The sequence below is a fragment of the Streptomyces sp. NBC_00045 genome (genome assembly GCF_045041095.1).
GTDB lineage: Bacteria > Actinomycetota > Actinomycetes > Streptomycetales > Streptomycetaceae > Streptomyces.
In genome coordinates, this window is the sequence record NZ_CP108271.1 from 6970627 (window position 1) to 6994707 (window position 24081).

The 24081-nt window shown below is 72.5% G+C and carries 18 protein-coding genes; 14 read left to right on the top strand and 4 right to left on the bottom strand.

From position 1 onward, the window contains the following. Window positions 1–7: 7 nt before the first annotated feature. Window positions 8–859, top strand: coding sequence for a GNAT family N-acetyltransferase (locus tag OHA65_RS32285; protein WP_405762981.1), 852 nt, complete (start codon window positions 8–10; stop codon window positions 857–859). Window positions 860–1048: 189 nt separating this feature from the next. Here OHA65_RS32285 and OHA65_RS32290 read toward each other — a convergent pair whose 3' ends face one another. Beyond that, the gene (locus OHA65_RS32290) at window positions 1049–1762 is read right to left on the bottom strand and encodes an alpha/beta fold hydrolase (RefSeq protein WP_327279670.1); all 714 of its coding nucleotides are present in this window, start codon (window positions 1760–1762) and stop codon (window positions 1049–1051) included. A gap of 190 nt (window positions 1763–1952) precedes the next feature. On the opposite strand from OHA65_RS32290, the gene OHA65_RS32295 reads away from it, so the two are divergent. The 4 genes from OHA65_RS32295 to OHA65_RS32310 all read left to right on the top strand — a co-directional run bounded on the left by OHA65_RS32295 (window position 1953) and on the right by OHA65_RS32310 (window position 6520). Then, on the top strand, window positions 1953–3974 hold the full coding sequence (locus OHA65_RS32295; RefSeq protein WP_405762984.1) for an FAD-dependent oxidoreductase: 2022 nt from the start codon (window positions 1953–1955) through the stop codon (window positions 3972–3974). A gap of 263 nt (window positions 3975–4237) precedes the next feature. Then, a complete protein-coding gene (locus OHA65_RS32300) occupies window positions 4238–4651 on the top strand; it encodes a PaaI family thioesterase (protein ID WP_327279672.1) in 414 nt (137 codons plus the stop codon). A gap of 6 nt (window positions 4652–4657) precedes the next feature. Then, on the top strand, window positions 4658–5986 hold the full coding sequence (locus tag OHA65_RS32305) for an MFS transporter (RefSeq protein WP_327279673.1): 1329 nt from the start codon (window positions 4658–4660) through the stop codon (window positions 5984–5986). 90 nt (window positions 5987–6076) lie between these two features. Beyond that, on the top strand, window positions 6077–6520 hold the full coding sequence (locus OHA65_RS32310; RefSeq protein WP_327279674.1) for an SRPBCC family protein: 444 nt from the start codon (window positions 6077–6079) through the stop codon (window positions 6518–6520). Between the two features lie 24 nt (window positions 6521–6544). On the opposite strand, the gene OHA65_RS32315 is transcribed toward OHA65_RS32310, so the two are convergent. Then, the gene (locus tag OHA65_RS32315) at window positions 6545–8098 is read right to left on the bottom strand and encodes an alpha/beta hydrolase (RefSeq protein WP_327285870.1); all 1554 of its coding nucleotides are present in this window, start codon (window positions 8096–8098) and stop codon (window positions 6545–6547) included. A gap of 185 nt (window positions 8099–8283) precedes the next feature. After that, window positions 8284–9402, bottom strand: a complete 1119-nt coding sequence (locus OHA65_RS32320; protein WP_327279675.1) for a PP2C family protein-serine/threonine phosphatase — start codon at window positions 9400–9402, stop codon at window positions 8284–8286. A 215-nt stretch (window positions 9403–9617) separates the two neighbouring features. Here OHA65_RS32320 and OHA65_RS32325 point away from each other — a divergent pair, with 215 nt between their 5' ends. The 4 genes from OHA65_RS32325 (at window position 9618) to OHA65_RS32340 (ending at window position 15167) form a co-directional block, all read left to right on the top strand. Then, complete coding sequence (locus OHA65_RS32325) at window positions 9618–11810, top strand: SpoIIE family protein phosphatase (RefSeq protein WP_327279676.1); 2193 nt, start codon at window positions 9618–9620, stop codon at window positions 11808–11810. Window positions 11811–12014: 204 nt separating this feature from the next. Then, on the top strand, window positions 12015–12743 hold the full coding sequence (locus OHA65_RS32330) for a DUF4142 domain-containing protein (protein ID WP_327279677.1): 729 nt from the start codon (window positions 12015–12017) through the stop codon (window positions 12741–12743). Between the two features lie 9 nt (window positions 12744–12752). Next, a complete protein-coding gene (locus tag OHA65_RS32335) occupies window positions 12753–14141 on the top strand; it encodes a DUF1996 domain-containing protein (protein ID WP_405762987.1) in 1389 nt (462 codons plus the stop codon). Window positions 14142–14294: 153 nt separating this feature from the next. Further along, window positions 14295–15167, top strand: a complete 873-nt coding sequence (locus OHA65_RS32340) for an RNA polymerase sigma factor (RefSeq protein ID WP_405762989.1) — start codon at window positions 14295–14297, stop codon at window positions 15165–15167. A gap of 118 nt (window positions 15168–15285) precedes the next feature. On the opposite strand, the gene OHA65_RS32345 is transcribed toward OHA65_RS32340, so the two are convergent. After that, a complete protein-coding gene (locus OHA65_RS32345; RefSeq protein ID WP_327279680.1) occupies window positions 15286–16554 on the bottom strand; it encodes a helix-turn-helix domain-containing protein in 1269 nt (422 codons plus the stop codon). A gap of 469 nt (window positions 16555–17023) precedes the next feature. On the opposite strand from OHA65_RS32345, the gene OHA65_RS32350 reads away from it, so the two are divergent. The 5 genes from OHA65_RS32350 (at window position 17024) to fusA (ending at window position 23909) form a co-directional block, all read left to right on the top strand. Then, window positions 17024–18166, top strand: a complete 1143-nt coding sequence (locus tag OHA65_RS32350; protein WP_327279681.1) for a hypothetical protein — start codon at window positions 17024–17026, stop codon at window positions 18164–18166. Beyond that, window positions 18163–19611 carry an NADH-ubiquinone oxidoreductase-F iron-sulfur binding region domain-containing protein gene (locus tag OHA65_RS32355; protein WP_327279682.1) on the top strand — a complete coding sequence of 483 codons (1449 nt, stop codon included), beginning with the start codon at window positions 18163–18165 and terminating at the stop codon, window positions 19609–19611. The genes OHA65_RS32350 and OHA65_RS32355 overlap by 4 nt, the downstream gene beginning before the upstream one ends. Window positions 19612–19774: 163 nt before the next feature. After that, a complete protein-coding gene (locus tag OHA65_RS32360; protein WP_327279683.1) occupies window positions 19775–20779 on the top strand; it encodes an SCO0930 family lipoprotein in 1005 nt (334 codons plus the stop codon). A 64-nt stretch (window positions 20780–20843) separates the two neighbouring features. Then, window positions 20844–21419 carry a hypothetical protein gene (locus OHA65_RS32365; RefSeq protein ID WP_327279684.1) on the top strand — a complete coding sequence of 192 codons (576 nt, stop codon included), beginning with the start codon at window positions 20844–20846 and terminating at the stop codon, window positions 21417–21419. A 420-nt stretch (window positions 21420–21839) separates the two neighbouring features. Continuing rightward, window positions 21840–23909, top strand: a complete 2070-nt coding sequence (gene fusA / locus OHA65_RS32370; RefSeq protein ID WP_327279685.1) for an elongation factor G — start codon at window positions 21840–21842, stop codon at window positions 23907–23909. The last annotated feature ends 172 nt before the right edge of the window (window positions 23910–24081 follow it).

The window sequence follows — 24081 nt, forward strand, 5'->3', positions numbered from 1 at the left end:
TGTCCGGATGAACGGCATCGAGACCGCCCCCGACCGGGACGCGTGGCGCAACGGGTTCGAGGCCCGCGTACTGGACGGGTACCGGGCCGCCGGATGCTCGGAGCCGCTGGCCCGTGCCCTGCTGGAACGGGCGGTACGGGGGATCGAGGACTGGACGGTGGCCACGGACGGCACCGGCTGGATCGCGGTCGAGGTGACGCAGGACAACGGGGCGACCGTCGGCCGGATCCACGACCTGACGGTGCCGCGGGGGCGCGAGTGGGCCGAGCGGTGGTGCGCCGAGCGCGGCGCGCAGCGGGTGGAGGTGCGGCTCACGGGCGGGCCGGGGGCGTTCGCCGACTACCCCGTACGAGGGCAGAACCGGATGCGCGCCGTGGTCGAGCGGCCCGAGTTGCCGGCGGGCCTGACGGTCCGCCGGCTCACCGAGGAGGAGTATCCGGGCTGGTACGCCAGGGAGGAGGCGGGGTACGTCGTGGACATCGTCCGGGCCGGGGCGTTGACCCCGGAGCAGGCCAAGGCGAAGTCCGACGAGGACTTCGCCCGCCACCTCCCGCAGGGCTACCGGACGCCGGGCCACGCGTTCTACGCGATGGAGGTGGGCGGGGAGGTGGTCGGCACGGGCTGGGTGAACCACGGCTTCCTGCCGGGCGTGACCTTCGGCTTCTCGCTGGAGGTGTACGAGGAGCACCGCGGCAGGGGCTACGGCCGGTCCGCGATGGCCGTCGGCGCGTGGGCCACCCGGCAGGGCGGCGACGAGGCGATGATGTTGAACGTCTTCGGCGGCAACGAGGTCGCGATGCGGCTGTACGACAGCACCGGCTTCACGGTGCTCGACGAGTACCGCTCGATCGACCTGTAGTGCCCCCGTCGGTGCCCCCGCCGGTGCCCGCGGCGGCCCTCCAGGCCCCCGGGCAGCGGTGGTGGTTGCGCTGTCCGGCGGCCAGTACGGTGCGCGGCGGCTCCGGCGCCCCGGGTGCCAGCCGCCCGCGGTCGTTGCGAGGACCTCGGCGAAGGCTCGCGCCGAGGTCCCGTGGCCTTCTCACCCCAGTCAGCGAACGCCGGGCCGTTCCGGCGTCCGGGGGTCCCCGAGGAACTCCGTGAGCACCGCGTTGAATTCGCGGGGGGCCGTCGCGTGGATCAGGTGGCCCGCAGGGATGGTGTGCAGGCGGGCGCCGGGGATGCGGCGGACCAGTTCGGCGATGCTCTCCCGCGGTACGTGGCTCGTCGGGCCGCCCGCCACCACCAGGGTCGGGGCCGTGATCCGCCCCAGGCCCGCGAGCCAGGCGGGGTCCGGCCGGTCGAGCCCGGCGCGGACCGCGAGCACCATCTCCCAGTCGAAGGGCAGCTCCCCCTCGGGGCGGACCGGGGCCCGCGCCTCCCGCGGCAGCGGCGCGGGGGCGTCCTCCAGGACCAGCCGGACCACCTGCCAAGGCCGCGCCTGCGCGACGAGGTGGGCCACGACCCCGCCCATGGAATGGCCGACCAGGTCCACCCGGTCCAGGCCGAGGGCGTCGAGGAGGCCGAGGACGTCGTCCCGCATGAGTTCCAGGGAGTATTCGCCGGGCCGGTCGCTGCGGCCGTGCCCGCGCAGGTCCACGGCGTACACCCGGCGCTCCCGGTCGAGGACCTCCCGTACGGGGGCCCAATCGCCCGCGCACTCGCCCAGTGCGGGCAGCAGGAGCAGCGGGTCGCCGTTCGGAGGGCCGGAGACCTCGTACGCCAGGCGCATCCCGTTCACGGTCACCGTGTGCTGAGTGATCATTCGGCAGACGCTACCCGTGCGGGGGCGGCCGTGAACTGCGCCACAGGGGGCGGCGGCCCGGCCCCGGGGTTACGGGCTCCGGGCGGCGGCGGTGATCGCGGGGACCCGTTCCCGGTTATGCACCTAGTTGCAAAACCTCCACCTCCTCGCTAGAACAGGTTCATCACCCCCGCGCGAGGAGGCGCCCCTCATGAGTTCCCAGAGCCGGTACCCGCACCTGCTGAGCCCCCTGGACCTCGGCTTCACCACCCTGCCGAACCGCGTGATCATGGGCTCGATGCACACCGGCCTGGAAGAGCACGCGGGTTTCGAGCGCCTCGCCGCCTTCTACGCCGAGCGCGCCCGCGGCGGCGCCGGCCTGATCGTCACCGGCGGCATCGCCCCGAACGACGCCGGCCGCCCCTTCGAGGGAGGATCCCGCCTCACCACCGAGGAAGAGGCCGCCGAACACCGGGTGATCACCGAGGCCGTGCACGCCGAGGGCGGGAAGATCGCGATGCAGATCCTCCACTTCGGCCGCTACGCCTACCACAAGGACCTGGTCGCCCCGAGCGCCATCCAGGCCCCCATCAGCCCCTTCGTCCCGAACGAGCTGACCGACATCGAGGTCGAGCGCACCATCGAGGACTTCGTCCGCGCCGCCCGCCTCGCCAAGCTCGCCGGGTACGACGGCGTCGAGATCATGGGCTCCGAGGGCTACCTGGTCAACGAGTTCATCGCCGCCGCCACCAACAAGCGCACCGACCGCTGGGGCGGCGCCTACGAGAACCGCGTGCGCTTCCCGCTGGAGATCGTCCGCCGCACCCGCGCCGCCGTCGGCGAGGACTTCATCCTCATCTACCGCCTCTCGATGCTCGACCTGATCCCCGGCGGCTCCACCCTCGACGAGGTCGTCCACCTCGCCAAGGAGATCGAGGCCGCCGGCGCCACGATCATCAACACCGGCATCGGCTGGCACGAGGCCCGCATCCCCACCATCGCCACCTCCGTCCCGCGCGGTGCGTACACCTGGGTCACCAAGCGGCTGATGGGCGCGGTCTCCGTCCCCCTCGTCACCAGCAACCGCATCAACACCCCGGAGATCGCCGAGGAACTGCTCGCCGACGGTCGCGCCGACCTGGTCTCGCTGGCCCGCCCCTTCCTCGCCGACGCCGACTTCGTCGCCAAGGCCGCCGCGGGCCGATCCGAGACCATCAACACCTGCATCGGCTGCAACCAGGCCTGCCTCGACCACACCTTCAGCGGCAAGATCACCAGCTGCCTGGTCAACCCGCGCGCGTGCCACGAGACCGAACTCGTACTCTCGCCCACGCAGTTGAAGAAGCGCGTCGCCGTCGTCGGCGCCGGCCCGGCCGGGCTCGCCTGCGCCGTATCCGCCGCCGAACGCGGCCACACCGTCACCCTCTTCGAGGCCTCCGGCCACATCGGCGGACAGCTCGACATCGCCCGCCGCATCCCGGGCAAGGAGGAGTTCGAGGAGACCATCCGCTACTTCGGCACCCAGCTCGAAGCACGCGCCGTCGACGTCCGTCTGGGCACCCGCGCCGACGTCGAGACGCTCCAGGGCTACGACGAGGTCGTCGTCGCCACCGGCGTCACCCCCCGGATCCCCGACATCGAGGGCGTCGACCACGCCAACGTCGTCAGCTACCTCGACGTCCTGCGCGACGGCGCCCCCGTCGGCGAGCGCGTCGCCGTCGTCGGCGCCGGCGGCATCGGCTTCGACGTCGCCGAGTTCCTCACCGACAGCGGCGAGGGGGCCTCCCAGGACCCCGAGACGTACTTCCGCCACTGGGGCGTCGACACCGCGTACACCGGTCCCGGCGGCCTCACCGCGCCCGAGCGGCCCGCGCCCCCGCGCCAGGTCCACCTCCTGCAGCGCAAGACCACCAAGGTCGGCGCCGGCCTCGGCACCACCACCGGCTGGATCCACCGCGCGGAGCTCAAGCACCGCGGTGTCGTCTCGGTCGCGGGTGCCACGTACGACCGGATCGACGACGAGGGCCTGCACATCACCGTCGACGGAGAGCAGAGGCTCGTCCCCGCCGACACGGTGGTGCTCTGCACCGGCCAGGAGCCGCGCCGCGACCTGTACGAGGCCCTGCTCGCGGCCGGCGGACGGCCGCACCTGATCGGCGGCGCCGACGTGGCCGCCGAGCTGGACGCCAAGCGGGCGATCCGCCAGGGCACGGAACTGGCGGCGAGCCTCTGACCCGCGCCGGGAGCCGGTGCCCGCACCGCCACCGCGGTGCGGGCGCGGCGTCTCGGTACCGGCGTCTCGGTACCGGCGTCCCGGCAGCGGCCGTCTGGCACTGGCCACCCGGCACTGGCCGTCTGGCAGCGGCCCCCGGCACTGGTCCTCGGCCGGGGGCCGAAGCTCGGGCCGACGTCGGTGCGCCGGACCGGCCGGAGCGCGTACTGCCCTGACGGATCAATGGTGTTGTGCGGCCCGGGGCGGGCCGCCACAATCTCCGGGTGACCCTGACACCCACAGACGCAGACAAGATCCTCGCCGACAACTTCGCCCCCTGGGTGCTCGCCCTCGGGCTGACCGTCCAGGAGACCGGCGAGCGGCACGCCGTGCTGCGGCTGCCCTGGTCGGAGGCGTTGGTCAGGGACGGCGGCGGCCTGTCCGGGCAGGCGCTGATGGCTGCCGCCGACACCGCCACCGTCATCGCGATCTCCGCCGCGCGCGGGGCGTACGGGCCGATGACCACCGTCCAGCAGTCGACCAGCTTCCAGCGGCCGGTGCTCGCCGTGGACGTGCTGATCGAGGTCCGGGTGACCAAACTGGGCAAGCGGATGGCCTTCGCCGACATCACCATGACCCCCGAGGGCGCGCAGGAACCGGCGGCCACGGCGTCGACCGTCTACGCCCTGCTGGGCTGAGCGCGGGTGCCGGCCCACCACTCCTCGCTCTGGCGCAACCGGGACTTCAACGTCTTCTGGCTCGGCCAGGCCCTGTCGGTCCTCGGCGGATCGATCTCGCTGCTCGCCCTGCCCCTGCTGGTCTACGACGCCACCGGGTCCGTCGTCCAGATGGGCCTGATCACGGTCGTCACGGGCGTCACCAGCATCGTGACCGGGGTGTTCGCCGGACACGTGGTGGACCGCACGGACCGGCGCCGTCTGATGATCACCTGCGATCTCGTACGGGCGCTGCTGCTGGGCGCCGTGCCCCTCATCTGGCTGGCCGGGCCGCGGATCTGGGTGCTGTACGTACTGACGGCACTGGTCACCGCCCTGAAGACGCTGTTCGACGTGGCGTACGTGACCGCGGTGCCCGGCCTGGTGCGCGCCGATGACCTGACCGCCGCCAACGGCCGGCTGATGGGCACCTTCGCCGTCGGAACCCTGTGCGGGCCCGCGGCGGCCGGTTTCCTCGCCGCCGGGGTGGGCGCGGACTGGGGACTGGGGGTGGACGGCGCGACCTTCCTGGTCTCCGCCGTGAGCCTGCGGTGGGTGGCCTTCGAGCGGGACGGATCCGCCGAGCCGCCCGCCGCCGAGCCGCCCGCTGCGAAGCCGCGCGCCGCCGAACCCGCAAAGCTGCGGGAGATGTTCGTGGTCGGCTTCCGCTTCCTGTGGAGCCACCCCGTGCTGCGCCCGCTGACCGTCCTGCTCACGCTCCTGACCTTCGTCACCATGGGCGCCACCGACCTGCTGGTCTACCGGATCCAACACGAACTCGGCCAGGACGCGGCCACCGTCGGCTACGTCATCGCCGCGAGCGGCCTGGGCGTCGTCGGCGCGGCCTTCGCCGCCGCGCCCCTGCGCAGGGTCTTCGGGTTCGGCGCCTGCTGGCTGGGCTCCGTCGCCCTGGTCGGCGCGGCGGTGGCGGGGACCGGCGTCAGCCACAGCCTGCCGGTGATCGCCCTACTGGCCGCCGTGTTCATGTTCGGGATGACCCTCGGCGGGGTCTGCTCGATGACCCTGCGCCAGGAGGTGACCCCGGACCCGCTGCTCGGGCGGGTCACCTCCGCCTTCTGGACCGTCCACAACGCATCGGGCCCGGTGGGCGCGGCCGCCCTCACCGTACTGGCCGCCCGGTACGGGGTCCCGGCGGTCAGCGTGGCCGCCGGGGTGTTCTGCCTACTCATCGTCGGTGCGGGGCTACTGACCCCGCTGCGGGGCAGCCGGGTCACGGCCGCCCCGGCCCGGGACGTGGTGGCCGGCTCCCCGGCCCGCGCTGCGGTCGACGCCCCGCGGCGCCCGGAGCGCCCCTGAGACCAGCCCGCACGGCCCTCCGCGCGCCGCGCGCGGAGGGGGCCGGTCTGCGATCGTGGATCGGGGGAAGCGTACGGAGGAGCAGCAGCCATGTCCGGACAGTTCGAGGCCACCGTCGAGATCGACCGGCCCGTCGGGGAGGTCTTCGCCTACCTGGCCGACGGCCGCAACGACCCGAAGTTCAGCCCGCGGGTCCAGGAGATCAGCAGGACCCCCGACGGCCAGACCGGTGTCGGCACGGTCTTCCGCAGCACGGTGAAGGACGCCGGGATGAAGACCGGCCGCGAGTTCCGCATCACCGCCTTCGAGCCGCCGCGGCTGATCCGCTGGACGGAGCAGAGCAGGAACCTGGTCACCGCGGAGGGCGGCTACGACTTCGAGGCCCTCCCTGGTGACCGCACCCGGGTCCGCATCTTCAACACGCTCGAAGGACACGGATTCGGGAAGCTGCTCGTGGGCTTCGCACTGAGCGCGGCCCGCAAGGACGCACCGGACTTCGGCCGCCGCATCAAGGCCGCCGTGGAGGCGTCCTGAGCGGCGGCCGGAGCCCGGGAAGGGTCAGAACCTCCCGTCGGTGAGGGTCGGGAAGCGCTGCGGCGAGGGCGGGGCGATCTCTGCCCGGCGCTCGCCGGCGCCCGGCGCCGCCCGGCAGGTCACGTCCTCTGCGGGCAGCTTGCCCGTCGTCAGGTAGGAGCTGACCGGGGCGTTGACGCAGGAGTTCGGGTCGACGAGGTACACGCCGTGGCCCTCACCGCCCTGTGCGAGCACCATCCGCGAGCCCTTGAGCGCCTTGTGCAGGCCCTGGCCGCTGACCAGCGGGGTCTGGGAGTCCCACTCGTTCTGCACGGTCAGTACGTTCGTCTTCGTCTTCATCGCCGTCGGGGGCTCGATCGGCCGCTGCCAGTAGGCACACGGCTTGATGTTCGAGGCGAAGTCCCCGTACAGCGGGTACTTGACCTTGTCCTTGGCGGCCTCCCGCTCGTACTGCTCGGGGTAGCGCGGCCATTCGGTGTCCCCGCACACCACGGCCAGGAACACGGCCGTCCCGTTGTCCGAAGCGGGCTCGGCGGCCGGCTTGAGCAGCTCCCGCTGGGACGGGGTGAGCGTGACGGGCTTCCCGTCGGCCGCGTCCTTGAGCGCCTTGACGAGGGGCGCCGCCTGCGAGGGGTAGAAGAACAGCGCCCGAGAGGTGCGGATGTCGTCACCGGTGAGCTTCGTGCCCTCGAACTCGATCGGTTCCCGGTCGGCCCGGGCCACGAGGTCCCAGAAGGTCTTGGAGACCGCGTCCGGGGTGGCGCCGAGCCCGTACTCGGTCGAGCGCTCGGCCGTCCACTGCGTCCACCGCTTGAACGCCGGCTCCGCCTCCGTCGCCCACACCTGGATCATGCCCCGCCAGATGCGCTGCGGGTCCACGCCGCTGTCCAGCACGATGCGGTCGCTGCGGCTCGGGAACATCTGCGTGTACACCGCGCCGAGGTACGTGCCGTACGAGTAGCCGACGTACGAGATCTTCTTCTCGCCCAGCGCGGCGCGGATCGCGTCCATGTCGCGCGCGCTGTTGCGGGTGGTGACGAACGGCAGCACCGAGCCCGCCTTCTCGCGGCACTTCTCCGCGACCGTGCGCGCCCACGCCACGTCCGCCTGGAACGTCTCCTCCTTGTACGGCCGGTCGATGTTCTGCTCGGTGTCCGTCAGCCCGCAGGTGATCGGGGTGGAGGCGCCGACCCCACGCGGGTCGAAGCCGATGAGGTCGTACTGGTCGCGCACGTCCTTGGGCATCAACTCGTCCATCATCAGCGGCAGATCGAGCCCCGAACCGCCCGGGCCGCCCGGGTTGAGCAGCATGGCGCCGTGCCGCTTGGCCGGGTTCTCGCTCTTCATCCGCGATATCGCGAGATCGATCGTGCGTCCCTGGGGGCGCCGGTAGTCGAGCGGCACCTTGATCGTCGCGCACTCGTACGCGGCGGGCCGGTCGGGGCTGCACCGCTGCCACGCGGGCTTCTGCGGCGTGTACTCGGCGGCCGGGGCGGCGGAGGCCCCGGTCGCGGAGAGCAGGGGGACGGTGGTGGCGATGAGTCCGGCGGCGGCGAGCATGGGTGCGAGGCGTTTCATGTTCACGAAGAGCCGTTTCCTTCCGTGAATTCGATGGCCTCACCACCCTGTTGTACGAGGGCCCCCGGGCGAATCATCCCGGAGGGTCGGTCCGTATGCTTCTCACGAACGAGCTCAAATCCGGACAACTGGCCGACACGCGCGCGGAGTTGGCGTCGATGGTCCGGAGTGCGGGACGCGCCGGGTCAGGAGCGGCCGCTGACGCGCTCGATGGCGACCATCGCCGCGTCGTCGCCCAGGCTGCCGCCCGGGGAATGGGCCAGCAGGTCCGCGCATAGATGCCGTAGCAGCGCGTCCGGGCCGTCGCCCGGCCAGTCGGCGGCGCGCTCCGGCAGGGGGTAGAAGGCGCCGGCGGAGTCACGGGCCTCGATGACCCCGTCCGTGTACAGCAGGATCATGTCGCCCGGCTCGAAGGAAAAGGACTGCGGGGCGAAGCCGGTGTCCACGAACTGCGTCAGGCCCAGCGGCGGCGCCGGGTGGTCCACCTCAAGGGGGACGACCCGGCCGCCGCGCAGCAGTAGGGGCGGTGGATGGCCGCAGCTGATGAGCCGTACCGTCATCTCCTGATCGGGGACGTCCACCACCGCCGCCGTCGTGAACGCCTCGCCGGGTTCGCCGGCCGGCTCGCCCGCGCCGTCCGGGTCGGCGGCCACGGCCGCCTCCAGGTCGGCGACCAGCGTCGGCAGGTCCGCCGCCCGGTGAGCGACGGCCCGGAAGGCGCCGAGCACGAGTGCGGCGTCCCCGACCGCCTCCAGGCCCTTGCCGCGGACGTCGCCGATGATCAGCCGGGTGCCGTGCGGGGTGCGGATGGCGGCGTACAGGTCCCCGCCGATCTGGGCCTCGGCCTCTGCGGCGAGGTAGACGGAAGCCAGGCGCAGCGGGCCCATCCGGTCGCGGAGCGGGCGCAGGACCACCTCCTGTGCCGCCTCGGCGACCGAGCGGAGCTGGATCAGCTGCTTCTCGTGGACCTCGCGCAGGTGTGCGAAGAACGTGACGAAGGCCGAGATCAACACCAGGGCAATGATCTGGAAGGTGTGATTCAGATCGGTGGCGGTCGTCCGTGACACCGCCACCGTTACCTGGGCCAGCACGGCCACCGTGCCGACGAACCCCGTCATCCGCGGCCCGGCGAACGAGGCGGTGATCGCCGGGGCCGCGACGAGGAACGGCCCCAGGTGGACATCGGGCGGCGCCAGGACGTCGACCACCGTCACGACCGCGATCAGACCGAAGGGAACCGCCAGCAGCGGCAGGCGGGGCTCGCCGACGTGGCGATGGCTCGGATGCGGCGGCCGATGGTCCATGACTCCTGGATACACCGCGCTCCTCGTTCCCGCGCACCCGGACGGGCGGTGTGCCCGCCCGCCGGTCCGTCGTACGGCCGTATCGACGGGCGGCTGCGCTGCCGGTCCGGGGGAGTGGAGAGAGGATGGGAGACACCCCGGGCGGACCCGGGGCGTGGAGACCGAGCGGGCCCATGCACCGCCCTTGCGGCAGCGGACGGGAAGGAGCGCCCGGCATGAGTACGGCGGAAGCCTTCCCGGCCGACGCGGAACCGGCGCGCCCCGGCCCCTCCTCCGGTTCCTCCGGTTCCTCCGGTTCCTCCGGTTCACCCGGCTCCTCCGGTGACCCCTCCTCCGAGCCCTCCGCCGGGGCGTCCGTCGATCCCGCCACCGGGCCCGGGCTGCTCGACGTGCTCGGTGTCGCGGCGGTGCTCCTCGACGCCGAGGGGCGGATCGCGCTCTGGAGCCCGCAGGCGGAGGAACTGTTCGGCTACACCGCTGATGACGCGCTCGGCCGGTACGCGGCGGAGCTCCTCGTCGACGAGGAGCACCTGGGCGTGGTCCTCTCCCTCTTCGAGAAGGTGATGGCGGGCGGCGGGCCGTGGGCGGGGGCGTTCCCCGTGCGGCACAAGGACGGCAGCACCCGGCCGACGGAATTCCGCAACATGCGGCTGGAGGACCGCGAGGGGAGCCTCTACGCCCTCGGCATCGCCTCCGACCAGGCCACCCTGCGGCGCGTGGAACGCGACCTGGCCCTGTCCATGCGGCTGGTCGCCCAGTCCCCGATCGGCCTGGCCGTCCTCGACCCCGAGCTCCGCTACGTCCTGGTCAACCCGGCTCTGGAACGGATCAACGGCCTGCCCGCCACCCGGCACATCGGCCGCCGCGTCCACGAGGCCCTCCCCCGTTTGGACGCTGCGTCCATCGAAGCGGCCATGCACGAGGTCCTGGCCACCGGCCGGCCCCAGCTGGACCGGTTCATCACCGGCCGTACGCCCGCCGATCCGGACCGGGACCACGCCTGGTCGATCTCCCTCTACCGGCTCGACGACCCGGCCGGGCGGCCGCTGGGAGTCGCCGTTTCCGTCGTCGACGTCACCGAACAGCACAAGACCTCGATGGCCGTCGCCCTGGCCCGCCAGCGGCTCGCCCTGATCGCCGACGCCTCCGTACGCATCGGCACCACCCTCGACCTCTGGGTCACGGCGCGCGAACTCGGCGAGGTCGCCGTACCGCAACTCGCCGACCTGGCCACGATCGACGTCCTCGACGCCATCCTGACGGGCGATCACCCGCCCGGGGCGCCGACGGACGAGACCGTGCGGTTCCGTGCCCTCGCCGTCAAGGCGGCGCGCTCCACGCCCGCCACCCGCGCGGCCGACCCGGTCGGCTCGATCGCCCGCTACGACGCGACCCGGGTCGTCACCCAGTGCGTGCAGTCCGCCCGTCCCGTGCTCGTCGCGCACGTCACCGCGGACGAGATGGGCAGCGTCGCCCGGGACGCCACCGCCGCCACCCTCCTCGTCGAGGCCGGGCTCCACTCGTACCTCGCGGTGCCGCTGATCGCCCGCGGCGAGGTCATCGGCGCCATGGGCCTCCAACGCACCGACAACCCGCTGCCGTTCGACCAGGACGACGTCCTGCTCGCCAGCGAACTGGCGGCCCGCGCCGCCGTCTGCATCGACAACGCCCGCTGGTACCAGAAGCAGCGCCACGCGGCCCTCACCCTCCAACGCCACCTGCTGCCCCACCACCCCACCCCCACCCCGGGCCTGGAGATCGCCTACCGGTACCAGCCCGCCGCGGCGGCCGGCGAGGTCGGCGGCGACTGGTTCGACGTCATCCCGCTGCCGGACGACAAGACCGCCCTCGTGGTCGGGGACGTCATGGGCAGCGGGATCAACGCCGCCGCCACCATGGGCCAACTACGCACCGCCGCCCGCACCCTGGCGGAACTCGACCTCGACCCCGCGGCCGTCCTGACCCGGCTCGACCACACCACCACCGGGCTCGGGCACACCATGGCCACCTGCGTGATCGCCGTCTACGACCCGCACCGCAACCAGTGCCGCATCGCGACCGCCGGACACCTGCCCCCCGTACGGACGAGCCCCGGGCGGCCGCCCGAGCTCCTCGACCTGCCGACCGGCGCGCCGCTGGGGGTCGGGGGCGTACCCTTCGAGGCCACTGCTCTGGACCTGGGCGTGGGGGACCAGCTCGTCCTGTACACGGACGGGCTCGTCGAAACCCGGGACGAGGACATCGACGTCCGCATGCACGTGCTCACCGCACTGCTCGACGACCCGGGCCGGCCGCTGGAAGAGACCTGTGACCTGCTGCTGGACGAACTGCGCCAGCCGGACGACCGCGACGACGTGGCCCTGCTCATAGCCAGGACCCGGCCCGTGTCCGAGACACCGCGCGAGTAGCGCCTGCGCACGGTACCAGCCTTTCGAGGCGTTGCCCGGATGTTTGTCCATTCGTGATGGTCCTTCCAAACGGGCACCACAACTGGCACTAGCGTCCCGTGGCACCCGGGGAGCGCGGGTGCACTGGACACGGGCAACTGCCGGAGCAACGACCGGAGCCCGTGCCGGCGCAGCCCCTCCCGGTCCACGCAGCAAGGAGGAACAGTGCTGGGATTCCGTCGGTCGGCCGTCGGCAGCATGTCGGTGGCATCGCGACACGTGATGGCGACGGGCGTCGTCATCGGCGCCCTCGCCTTCACCCTGATCGCGTTGCTGATTCCCGTGCAGAAGTTCGGCGGGAGAAGCGCCGCGGCCGCCACCGTTCCGGCGGCCGCCGACGATGACGGCATGGGGATCCAGAGCACGGCCTTCGGGCCGCTCACCCCCCAGGACCGGGACTTCGTCCGCAAGGTGCGCCTGGCCGGCCTGTGGGAGTTGCCCGCAGGACGGCAGGCCCAGCAGCGCAGCACCCGCCCCGCGATACGCACGGCCGGGGAGCACCTCGTCGAAGGCCACACCGAGCTGGACCGCAGGGTCACGGAGGTGGCCCAGGCCCTCGGCATGGAGATCCCGAGCCAGCCCAGCGCACAGCAGCAGGAATGGCTCGGCCAGATGGACCGGGCCCAAGGCCCCCAGTACGAGCGGCTGTTCGTACAGCTGCTGCGCAGGGCTCACGGCAAGGTGTTCGCGCTGGTGGCCCAGATCCGCGCCCAGACGCGCAATTCCATGGTCCGGGACCTCGCCACGGACGCCAACACCACCGTCTTGGACCACATCACGGTCCTTGAGGCCAGCGGGCTCGTCGACTTCGACGGCCTCGCGGACACCCCGTCGGGTACCCCCTCCGCACCTGCCCCGGCCGCTTCTTCCCCCGTTTCCCGACCGACGAAGTGAAGTGATCGTATGAGTCAAAAGGGCCATAAACGCCGTCTGAAGCCGTCGCACAAGATCCTTGCCGCGATGTCCGCCCTGGTCCTGGGCGGCGGCGGCGTAGTGCTCGTCTCCCAGGGCGCCTTCGCCGGGCAGGATTCCCGTACGGCGCCCGTTACCGCCACCATCGACTGCCCCGACGTGGGCGACAAGCTCAACAACGTCCCCGACCAGTCCCGGGGCCAGGTGGACAAGAACCTCGCGCAGCTCGACACCCAGGTCGCCGACGCGTACAAGCAGCTCTCGTCCGGCCAGGCCAAGAGCGACGCCCTGCTCGGCGGGCTCAAGCAGCAGCGCAGCAAGACCATCACCGCCCTGTCCGACACGCTCGGGAAGGCAGGGGCGAAGCCGACCGGACTGGACGCGCTCAGCAAGTGCGTGATGAAGGAGGCGGCGGCCGCCGACCCGGCCCCGGCGAACGGCGCCCAGGGCGCGGCCGCCCAGGGCGCGGCGGCACAGGCCGCGCCCCAGCTGGCCAAGGGCGGTCCGGCGCGCAGCGACTTCGTCGCCATCGGCAACGTGAAGCCCAACGTGCGCAAGCCGGCGGCCGGCGGGGGCGCCTCCACCGGATCCCTGGCCGTGCAGTGCGGGCGCAACGAGAACAATCATTTCAATCCCGACAACGTCATCGTCGCGCCCGGTGTGAGCAACGGCGCCCACCACATGCACGACTACGTCGGCAACAAGATCACCGACGCCTTCTCCACCAACAACAGCCTTGCCGCAGCCGGGACCACCTGCACCAACGGCGACCAGTCGGCGTACTACTGGCCGGTCCTGCGTCTGCGCGACGGCAAGACGGAGAAGGACGCCAAGGCCCCCGGCGGCGGCCAGGACGCGAACATCGGCACGATCCTGAAGCCGAAGCAGGTGACCATCGAGTTCAAGGGCAGCCCCGTCAGCAAGGTCACGGCGATGCCCCGCTTCATGCGGATCATCACCGGTGACGCCAAGGCCCTCACCAACGGCAACGGCAATGCGAACGCGTCGTGGAGCTGCACCGGCTTCGAGAACCGCCAGCTGAAGGACAAGTACCCGGTGTGCCCCAAGGGCAGTGACGTCGTACGGACGTTCAACTTCCAGAGCTGCTGGGACGGCAAGAACATCGACAGCGCCAACCACCGCACGCACGTGGCCTTCGCCGACGCCAACGGCAACTGCAAGAAGGGCTTCAAGGCCATCCCGCAGCTGGTCCAGCGGATCGTCTACAGCGTTCCCGCCGGCTCCCAGTTCGCGGTGGACAGCTTCCCCGAGCAGCTGCACAAGCCGGCGACCGACCACGGAGACTTCATCAACGTCATGTCCAACGGCCTGATGGCCAACGCGGTGAACTGCATCAACGGCGGGCGCGCCTGCCGCTGAGACCCTCGGGTCGACGCTCCCCCTCCCACCTCCCCCAGCGTCGCCCCGAGAGCGGTGCCGGTCCGAAGCCGACTTCGGACCGGCACCGCGTTCGCGCATGTACCACCAGTCCCAAGGGGCCCACGGGGCCCTGAGACCCACACGAGGAGTGCCATGTCCGGCTCTCGTCACACCACACCCGGCCCGCGCCGCGGGCCGGATCCCGACGCGGATCCCGACGCGGATCCCGACGCGGATCCCGACGCGGATCCCGATCCCGGTCCCGACCCTTCGGACGGGAACCTCATCCGGCGGCTCAGGGCGGCCTACGCGGCCGGTGACGGCGATCCGGCCGTCTGCGAATTGCTCTACCGGCGGCATCGTGCCGCCGCTTTTGCATGTGCGCGCCGGTGTTGCCGGGGCCCGCACGACGCCGAGGACCTCGTCTCGGAGGCGTTCATCCGCACCCTCCAGGCCGTCCGCTCCGGCGCCGGGCCCCTGGACGAGTGGCGCCCGTACCTCCTGTCGGTGGTCCGCCACACGGCGGTCGAGTGGCGGGCCGGCGCCCGCCGAACCGTTCTGACGCCCGACGTCGAAGCCTGGTGCCGGCCCGGTCCCGACGGGGACGATCCGCAGCGACGGCTGCTGGCCGGCGAGGACCGCCGGCTCATCACCCGCTCCTTCCACGGCCTGCCCGAACGCTGGAAGGCCGTCCTGTGGCACACCCTGGTCGAGGACGACTGCCCCCACTCCGTCCCGCTGCTGCTCGGGATCACCCCGAGCGCCGTGACCTCGCTGGCCTTCCGGGCCCGCGAGGGACTGCGCGAGGCGTACCTGCGCGCCCATCTGGACACGGCCGCCGACGACCGGTGCCGCCACTACGGCAGCGTGCTCGGCGCGGCGGTCCGGCGCCGCGGGGCTTTCCGCGGCCGCGGTCTCGCCCGCCACCTGGCGTCGTGCCGCTCCTGTTCCCGCGCGTACGCCGAACTGCTGGACCTCAATGCCGCGCTGCGCGCCGGGGCGTCCGCGGTCCTCGCCGGCCGGTAGCACGCGGGCGGCCCCGGTCCCCCGCTCCGCCTGGGCGGGAGGGGGGACCGGGGCCGTTTCCGTTGCGTAAGGGGGAAGGGTCGGGGGTTTGGGGGGCCGGGGGCCTGAGGGCCGGGGGTTACAGCCCGTTGACGCGGGCCATGCGGCCCACGCCGAGCGGCCGGAAGTCGTTGGCGGCGGAGCGCACCTTGCGGGTCACCCGCGCGTTCTGGCGCCGCACCTGGGCCATCAGGCGGCGGCTGCGCAGGGCCATTTCGAGTTCGAAGCGGGTGCGGGGATCCCGCAGTCCGGGGCCGAAGAGCTTCTCCAGCTGCCGCATGCGGTAGCGCACGGTCTGGGGGTGCACGCTCAGCGCCTTTGCGGCCTCGGGTGCGCCCCCACCTTCGAGCCAGGCCAGAAGGGTCACTTCGAGCCTTTCGCTCTGGCGCGGTGTCAGGTTGGCCAGGGGTCGCAGCCAGCGTGCGGCCAGTGCGTGAGCCAGGGGCTCGTCCTGGAGCAGCATGAGGGTCGACAGGTGGTCGTCGACGAAGAGGGCCCGAGCTTCCAGACCGGGGCGGTTGGGGGTCAGGGACAGCAGCCGCAGGGCCCACCGCAGGGAGGAGGCGGTGTCGCGGGGGGCGACGGGGTGGCCCACGGCGGCGAACCGTCCGCGGAGCAGGGCTTCGAGGGAGGTGCGGGCATCCGGGTCGGGGTTCGGGACCAGCAGGCAGGGCTGGCCGCCGACCATGCCGGCGAGTCCGTCGTCCAGGACGGCCGCGAGCTGCTGGGTCTCGCCCGGCGTGGCCAGGGCGATGGCGCGTATCTCGGCCGGGAGGGGCCAGCCGGCCGCCGCGGCGAGTTCGGAGAGGGCGATTTCAGCCATGGGCATGTCACTCGTAAGCGCGGAGAACAGCTCGCGCCGGGCCCTTTCGGAGCGTGTCCCGAGTCCCTCCCGGGGGACCACCGTCAGGGCGGCCAACTGCCTGCGGCGGGGGTCCCGGAGCCGGGGCGGCGGGCCCCGGTGCTCTTCCTCCTCTTCTTCCGTCTCGGCCGCGTAGGCGTGGTCCTCCTCCTCGGCCGCGTAGTCGTCCTCGTCCTCGTCCCCTTCTTCCTCCGGGTGGTCCTGCTCGCCCCGGAGGGGGTCGGGGTCGGGGTCGGAATGCGGGTCTGCGGCCTTGGCCTGCTTCTGCGGCGCCGGCTCGCGGTATCCGAGGGCGGTCAGCAGGGCCACTTCGAGCCTCTGTCTGACCACCTCCTCGTCAAGGTCGTCGACCAGAGCGGAGAACCCGGGGAGCTCCTCCCTCAGCTCCTCCACCATTCCCGCGCTCAGCGCGGGGAGTTCCCTTCGCAGGACCCGGGTCCATTCGCCTCGGGGACGCGCCCAGATGCGGTTCAGAAGTTCGCACATTGTTACCTCGTTCATGCCGGGGTACGGCCTGCCCCGTGGGAGGGTTACAAGCCTGCCGAGGCATCCCTCCTCCCCCCTCTGCGCCAGTGCGGACGGGGGAGTTGAGCACCTCGTACACCCTCCAGGAGAGTGCCATCCACTTGCAGTCCCGCGACTTTGCCTCAACTTTGCCGTCGGGGAGGTGTGGTGGCGGACAAAGCGTCTCGGGGGTGCCACCGCACCGGTTGGAAGGGAATCTTCCGCGGACCTCTGGTGTGACGATGCCACGCGCACGAGAACTTGTCACGATTAGATAAATACTGTGGAGGCCTTGCGAACCTCCACGATGCTTCTGCACTCCGGCCCCCGCTCCCGGTCGGTGAGACCTGAGACCTCATCTCCCGCCCACCGCGGAGCAGTTCCGTCGACTACCCCGGGCGCCGAGTGCGCGGTGGAGTGTGCCTCGGGCCTGGGCGTATGGGAGAACTAAATGCCCCTGTCCCAAGCCCGTACGCCCCGTTCACATCGGGCCAACCGCACCAGACGCCATGCCGGCGTCGCCGCTGCCGCGGCCGCCGGCCGGCGGGCGGTCCGCAGGCCGCCCCTGCTGGCCCCCGCGGGAGGCGTACGTCCCGCCACGCTCGTCGTAGCCGCCTTCACGGCCCTGCTCTTCCTGGCCGTGGCGGCCTGGGTGGGCGCCTTCAGCCACTTCGCGGAGTTCCTCGACTTCGGGGCGGGCGTCCTCTCGCTCGTCTGCCTCACCTCTGCCGTCCTGTGGGGCCTCGCGGCCACGGACCGCAAGGTGCTGACCTCCGGGTACCGGCTCGTCGCCCAGGGCGCGCACCGCGGCCTCGCCGTCGCGGGGCTGGGCTTCCTCGCCCTGCACATCTGGATCAAGGTCACGGAGGCGCACACCAGTGCCTCCGCCGCGCTCCTGCCGTTCACCGACCGGGACAAGCCGGTCCTCATAGGCCTGGGCACCATGGCCGGATACCTCTTCGTCTCCGTGGCGGTCTCCGGTGCGGTCCGCAGCGCCTTCGCCACCAAGGGGCGCTCCCTGTGGTGGCGGGCCCTGCACGTGGGCGCCTACCCCGCGTGGGGTGCGTCCCTGGTGCACGGACTGAAGTCCGGCCGGGCCGCCAACGATTGGGTGACGGTGTCGTACGCGCTCTGCCTGATCGGGGTCGCCGGCCTGCTGGCCATCCGCCTCCGGGCCAGGCTCCTGGCGGCGCCCGTCCGACCGGTGGCCGCTCAGTCGTCCACCCCCCAGACGAAGCCCCGTCCCGAGAGCGCGCAGCAGCGGTTCCTGCGGCAGCCCGCCGAGTGGGCCGCCGAACGGCTGACGACGCGTCTGGCGCGCCAGACGAGCCGCCGCCCGGCCGGGCAGCGGCCCGACCCGGCCGCCACACCCGCGGGGACCGGCTTCGTACCATCGCCCCGGCAGGCCCTGGAGCCCACGACCGAGGTCCTCCCGCCGTACGACGGCGCGCCGTCGTACGGAGCCGACGCGTACGGCGCCGATGCGTACGGCACCGGCTCGTACGAGACGGTGGTCGTCCCCAGCGGCATCGGGGCCGGACCCCGCACGGACCGGTTCGGTGGCTCGTTCGACGGGATGCGGGGCCGTCAGTGACCTCGATCGTCGATCCCGCCCTCGGGTGCGTCGGCCAGCCCAGGCTGCTGGCCGGACTCGACGTGCTGCCGCGGCTCGACCGTGCCAACCACCTGGTGGTGCACGGGCCGCTGCCGCAGTACAACCAGGACGAACTCGTGGAGCTCGCCGAGGGCATCGACCTGAAGGGCCGCGGGGGAGCGGGCTTTCCGTTCGCCCGCAAGCTCAAAGCCGTGATCCGCTCCGCCCGGACCAAGGAGGGGCGCAGCGCCGTCGTCGTGAACGGCACCGAGGGCGAGCCGAGCTGCCTCAAGGACGCCGCCGTACTGCTGCACTCCCCGCACCTGGTGATCGACGGCGCCCTGCTGGCGGCCGACGCGATCGGCGCCGAGGAGGTCGCCATCGGCGTGACCAGGGACGACGTGGAGCAGTCCCTGCGGGCCGCCGTCGCCGAGCGCGGCGCGGCCGGCAGCCGCGTCCGCGTCGGCAGGCTCCCCGAGCGCTTCGTCTCCGGAGAGGGGACCTCACTCGTGAACGGCCTCAACGGGGGGGCCGCCGTCCCGAACGGGCAGAAGGTCCGGACCAGCGAACGAGGACTGAGCGGGCTGCCGACCCTGCTGTCCAACACCGAGACGTACGCCCAGCTCGCCGTCGCGGCCCGACTCGGCGTAGCGGGATTCCGCTCGGTCGGCCTGGAGAGCGAGCCGGGCACCGTCATGCTGACGATCAGCGGTTCGACGGTCGTGGAGGCGCCGCTCGGGACGTCCCTGGCGTACGTCTTGGAACTGTGCGGCTCGTCCCCCGGCCAGGGCGTCCTGGTCGGCGGGTACCACGGCAAATGGCTGACGCCGGCGGCGGCGCGGACGGCACTGCTCTCCCGCGAATCCCTGACCGCGTACAAGGCCACGCTCGGGGCGGGTGCGATCCTGCCGCTGCCCGAGGACACCTGCCCGGCCGGCGAAGTGGCCCGCGTGATGCGCTGGATGGCGGACGAGACCGCCGGCCAGTGCGGCCCGTGCGTCCGGGGCCTGCCCTCGCTCGCCGACGCCGTGGACGCGCTGGTGGCCGGGGGAGGCCGCGCCGCCCTGGAGGCGGTCGAGGCGCGGATGCGGGGGGTGCTGCGCCGCGGTGCGTGCAGCCATCCCGACGGCACCTCGGCCTTCATGGCCTCCGCGCTCGCCGTCTTCCCCGAGGAGATGCGCGACCACGCCCTCGGCAGCGGCTGCGGCCGCCGTGTGCTCGGTGCGCTGCCCCTGCCCGAGGACGAGAACCCCGAAAAGCTCGTCGTGGACTGGACGCTGTGCAAGGGCCACGGGCTCTGCGTGGACGTGCTGCCCGACGTCGTACGGCTGGACCGCGACGGCTACCCGGCCGAGGCCGTCATGTCGGTCCCGGGAAGGCTGCGGCCGAAGGCGCTGCGCGCGGTGCGCCGATGCCCCGCGCTCGCGCTGCGCATTCAGGAATGAGCCCGCGGTAAACGGCCGCCGGCAGTGGGAGTTCAACCGTTAGCGTGATCTGACAAATTCCCGCTCATTCGAATTCGGTGAACCCCTCAGGCCTTATGAATAAGGCAGTAGACGAACCCCCCGGGTTCAACCCGAAGGAGCGATCGTGAACAAGAAGCGTGGTATGGCAACTGTCGGATCGGTAGCCGCGGTTATCTTGCTGGCGGCCGGATGCGGAAGCAGCGAAAATGGCGCGCGCAACGCGAATTCCGTACAGCCGGCGGGTGCCGGGAAGGCTCTCGGGGGCGCGTACGACACGGGCTACGGAGCGGGCGGCTACGGGGCGGGCGGCGCCGCTCCCGCCGCCGGCTCGGGGTCGGGCTCCGACGTCGGCTCGGGCGCCGGCAAGGGCGAGCCGGCGGGGCAGCTGGCCGTGCGCGACATCGAGAGCGTCGGCAGCGTGGTCACCGACAGTGCCGGAATGGCCCTCTACCGTTTCGACAAGGACACCCCGAAGCCGCCCAAGTCCAACTGTGAGGGGGACTGCGCCATGACCTGGCCGGCGGTCCCGGCGGACGATGCGTCGGCCGCCGCCGGCATAGACGCCTCCCTCCTCGGCTCGGTCGCCCGGGCGGACGGCAGCAAGCAGCTGACCCTCGCCGGCTGGCCCGTGTACCGCTACGCGAAGGACACGAAGGCGGGCGAGGCGAAGGGCGAGGGCGTCGGCGGCACCTGGCACGCACTGGCACCGGACGGCAAGAAGGCCGTCGACAAGAAACAGAAGGCGGACGGAAACGGAGGGATGGCGGGCATGGAAATGAAGTCGGGCGCGGAACTCTCCGTGGCCGACAACGAAAAACTCGGAAAGATTCTGGTGGACGGGCAGTGGCGCACGCTCTACCGATTCGACAAGGACAGTGCGTGGCCGATGAAGTTCGGCTGCCTGGGAGCCTGCCTGGACACCTGGAAGCCCGCTCCCGCCGTGGACAAGTCGAAGGCCGAGGGAATTTCTGGCAAGCTGGTCGGATCGGTCAAGCGGCCCGACGGCAGCGAGCAGTTGACGATCGACTGCTGGCCGGTCTACACGTTCACCGGGGACACCGAGCCCGGCCAGGCGAACGGACACAACAAGCAGGGGCTCTGGTTCGCGGTCACCGCCGAGGGCAAGAAGGTCCCGCCGACGGCGTGACGCGTGCCGCAACCCGGTGATCCCGGTGACGATCCCGCCCCCGACCCCCTGTGAGGCAGCCAGCATGCCCCCTTCACCCCGTATCGCCGCCGCCGCTGCCGCCGTGCTGCTCGTGACGCTGCTGTGCGGCGGCTGCACCGCCCGGGCGTCGGCCGGTCCGCAGGGATCCGACCCGAGCCCGTCCGCACCCCCCGCGTCCGGCGCCCGCCCCGCTCCGCTCCAGCAGATCGGCGACGCCCTCGGCTGTACGCCCGAGATCACGGTCGACGCGGAGGAACTCCGGGAGGGGGCGTGCGGGACGGGGCCGCAGGCCTTCCGGATGGCCACCTTCATCAGCGAGCAGGGCCGCCAGGCCTGGCTGACGGAGGCCCAGAACTACGGCGGTACGTACCTGGTGGGCCCCACCTGGGTCGTCACCGGGGCATCCGCCGAGGCGCTGGCCCCGGCCCACACCCGCCTCGGCGGGACCATCCAGAGCGCCCCCGGCCACGGCTCCTCCTCCCACGACACCCCGCACGACCCCGGGCAGACCCCGGCGCAAGACCCCGCGCAGACCCCCGCGCAAGACCCCACGCACGACGCCTCCCACGGCTCCTCCCACGCCGGCGGGCACGACTCCCCGAGTCCCGCCGCTTCCTGAGGGGGCGTCCGGCCCGGCCCCGCGAACAATTGCGGTGCCGGGCCGCTGCCGTGTCACTACACTCGCTCCCGTGCCGCCACACGACGTGGCGTGCGCTCCGTCCTGCGAGTCGAACGACTCCAGTGATTCCGAGGATTCCAGTGAGGGGAGCCGGGCCATGTGTCACCGCATCGCCGTCTTCGTTCCCCGCTCCCGGTACGACGTGATCCCGGTGTCTTCGGCTTCCCGATGACGGCTGCGCGGCCGCCATCGGACGTCCGCGACGAAGACCCGATCCTCTTGACGGCAGGCGAGCCGGCCTCGCACACCCGGGCGTGCCCGGGGTGCGGCCGAGCCCTATGACGCCTGCCCGCCCCGAGCCCCGTCCCGTCCGGAAATCGCGCCGCCCTGCACCACCACCTTCCTGAAGGACCTCGGGCCATGCGCACCCACCTGAACACCTCGACCACCGTCCGCAACCTCGGCATCCTCGCCCACGTCGATGCCGGGAAGACCACTGTCACCGAGCGGATCCTCTACGCCACCGGGACCACCCACAAACGCGGCGAGGTCCACGACGGCACGACCGTCACCGACTACGACCCCCAGGAGCGCGACCGCGGCATCACGATCTTCGCCGCCGCAGTCAGCTGTAGCTGGGACGGCCACCGCGTCAACCTGATCGACACGCCGGGACACGTCGACTTCGCCGACGAAGTGGAGCGCTCGCTGCGCGTCCTCGACGGAGCGATTGCGGTGTTCGACGCCGTCGCGGGAGTCGAACCGCAGAGCGAATCGGTATGGCGACAAGCCGACCGCCACGGTGTGCCGCGCATCGTGTTCGTCAACAAGATGGACCGCGTCGGCGCCGATCTCGACCGGGCGGTCGCCTCCGTACGGGAGCGGCTCCACGTCGTTCCGCTCGTCGTCCAGCTGCCCATCGGGCAGGAGGACGGATTCCGCGGGACGGTGGACCTCGTCGGCATGCGGGCGCTGCTCTGGCGCGCCGAACACGACTCGTACGAGACGGGCGCCGTACCCGACGCCCTGTACGAGGAGGCGCGCAGTCGACGGCGGCTGCTGGAGGAGCGGGTGGCCGAACTCCATCCGGGCGCCCTGGAGGAGTACTGCGCCACCTCGACGCTGTCCGCCGCCACGCTGGGCGCCGCCCTGCGCGACCTGACGCGCAGCGGCGAGGGCGTCGTCGTGCTGTGCGGCTCGGCGTACCGCAACCGCGGGATCGAGCCGCTGCTGGACGCCGCCGTGTCGTACCTCCCCTCGCCGGCCGACATGCCGCCCGTACGGGGAACCCACGGCACGGCGGTGGAGGAGCGCGCCGCCGACCCGGCGGCGCCGTTCGCCGGGCTCGCGTTCAAGGTGAACGCGACGGCGACCGGACGGCTGACCTGCCTGCGCGTCTACTCGGGAACGATGAGGAAGGGGGACACCGTGCTGGACGCGGCCACGGGCCGGACCGAGCGGATCGGACGCATCCTGCGCGTCCAGGCTGACCGGCACGCCGAGGTGGACCGGGCCGTGGCCGGGGACATCGTCGCGGTGGTCGGGCTCAAGGGCACCCGTGCCGGATCCACGCTGTGCGCACCGGACGCGCCGCTCGTCCTCGAACCGCCGAAGACCGCCGCACCGGTGGTGTCCGTCGCGGTCGAGGCGGGCAGCAACGCCGAGGCGGGCCGCCTGTCCGCCGCGCTGGCCCGGCTGGTCGAGGAGGACCCGTCGCTGGTGGTCCGGACGGATCCCGAGACGGGCCAGACGGTCCTGTCGGGAATGGGCGAGCTGCACCTGGAGGTGGCGGTGGAGAAGGTCCGCCGCAGCCACGGACTGCACATCGGCGTGGGCCGCCCGCGGGTGGCCTACCGGGAGACCGTCGCGCGCGGGGTGTCGGGGCTGGTGTACCGGCACGTCAAGCAGGACGGCGGCGCGGGCCAGTTCGCCCACGTGGTCCTCGACGTCGAGCCCCTGCGCGGCGATGACGGCGACGGCGGGTTCGACTTCCGCTCGACCGTCATCGGCGGGCGGGTGCCGCAGGAGTACGTCCGCGCGGTGGAGGCGGGCTGCAGGGACGCGCTCGCCGAGGGTCCCCTCGCCGGGCACCCCGTGACCGGGCTACGGGTCACCCTGATCGACGGGGCAACCCACTCCAAGGACTCCTCGGACATGGCGTTCCGGGCGGCGGGCAGGTTCGCGCTGCGCGAGGCCCTGCGCGCCGCCGCGATGGAGCTGCTGGAACCGGTGGCCGAGGTCGTGGTGACCGTACCCGACGACGCCGTCGGCGGAGTCCTGGGCGACCTGGCCGCGCGGCGCGGCCGGGTCTCGGGCTCGGAGGCGAGGGCGGGGAGCACGGCGGTCACCGCCACCGTGCCGCTGGCCGAGCTGTTCGGCTACGCGACCCGGCTGCGCAGCCGCACCCAGGGGCGGGGCACGTTCACCACCCGGCCCACGGGCTACGCCCCCGTACCGACGGCGGCGTACGACCAGGCCCTGTCGGCCTAGGCCGGGTCCGCGGTCCCGCCTGCTCCGCGGCGTCCGGCGCCGCACCTCGCTGCGTCGTCGGGCGCGCCCGACTACGTCCGGTACGCGGGCGGCCGGCGCCACTTCGCGGACACGACCTAGTACCCGGACCCGTGCCCCCGGCCGCAGTGGCCGGGGGCACGGGCGTGCGCCC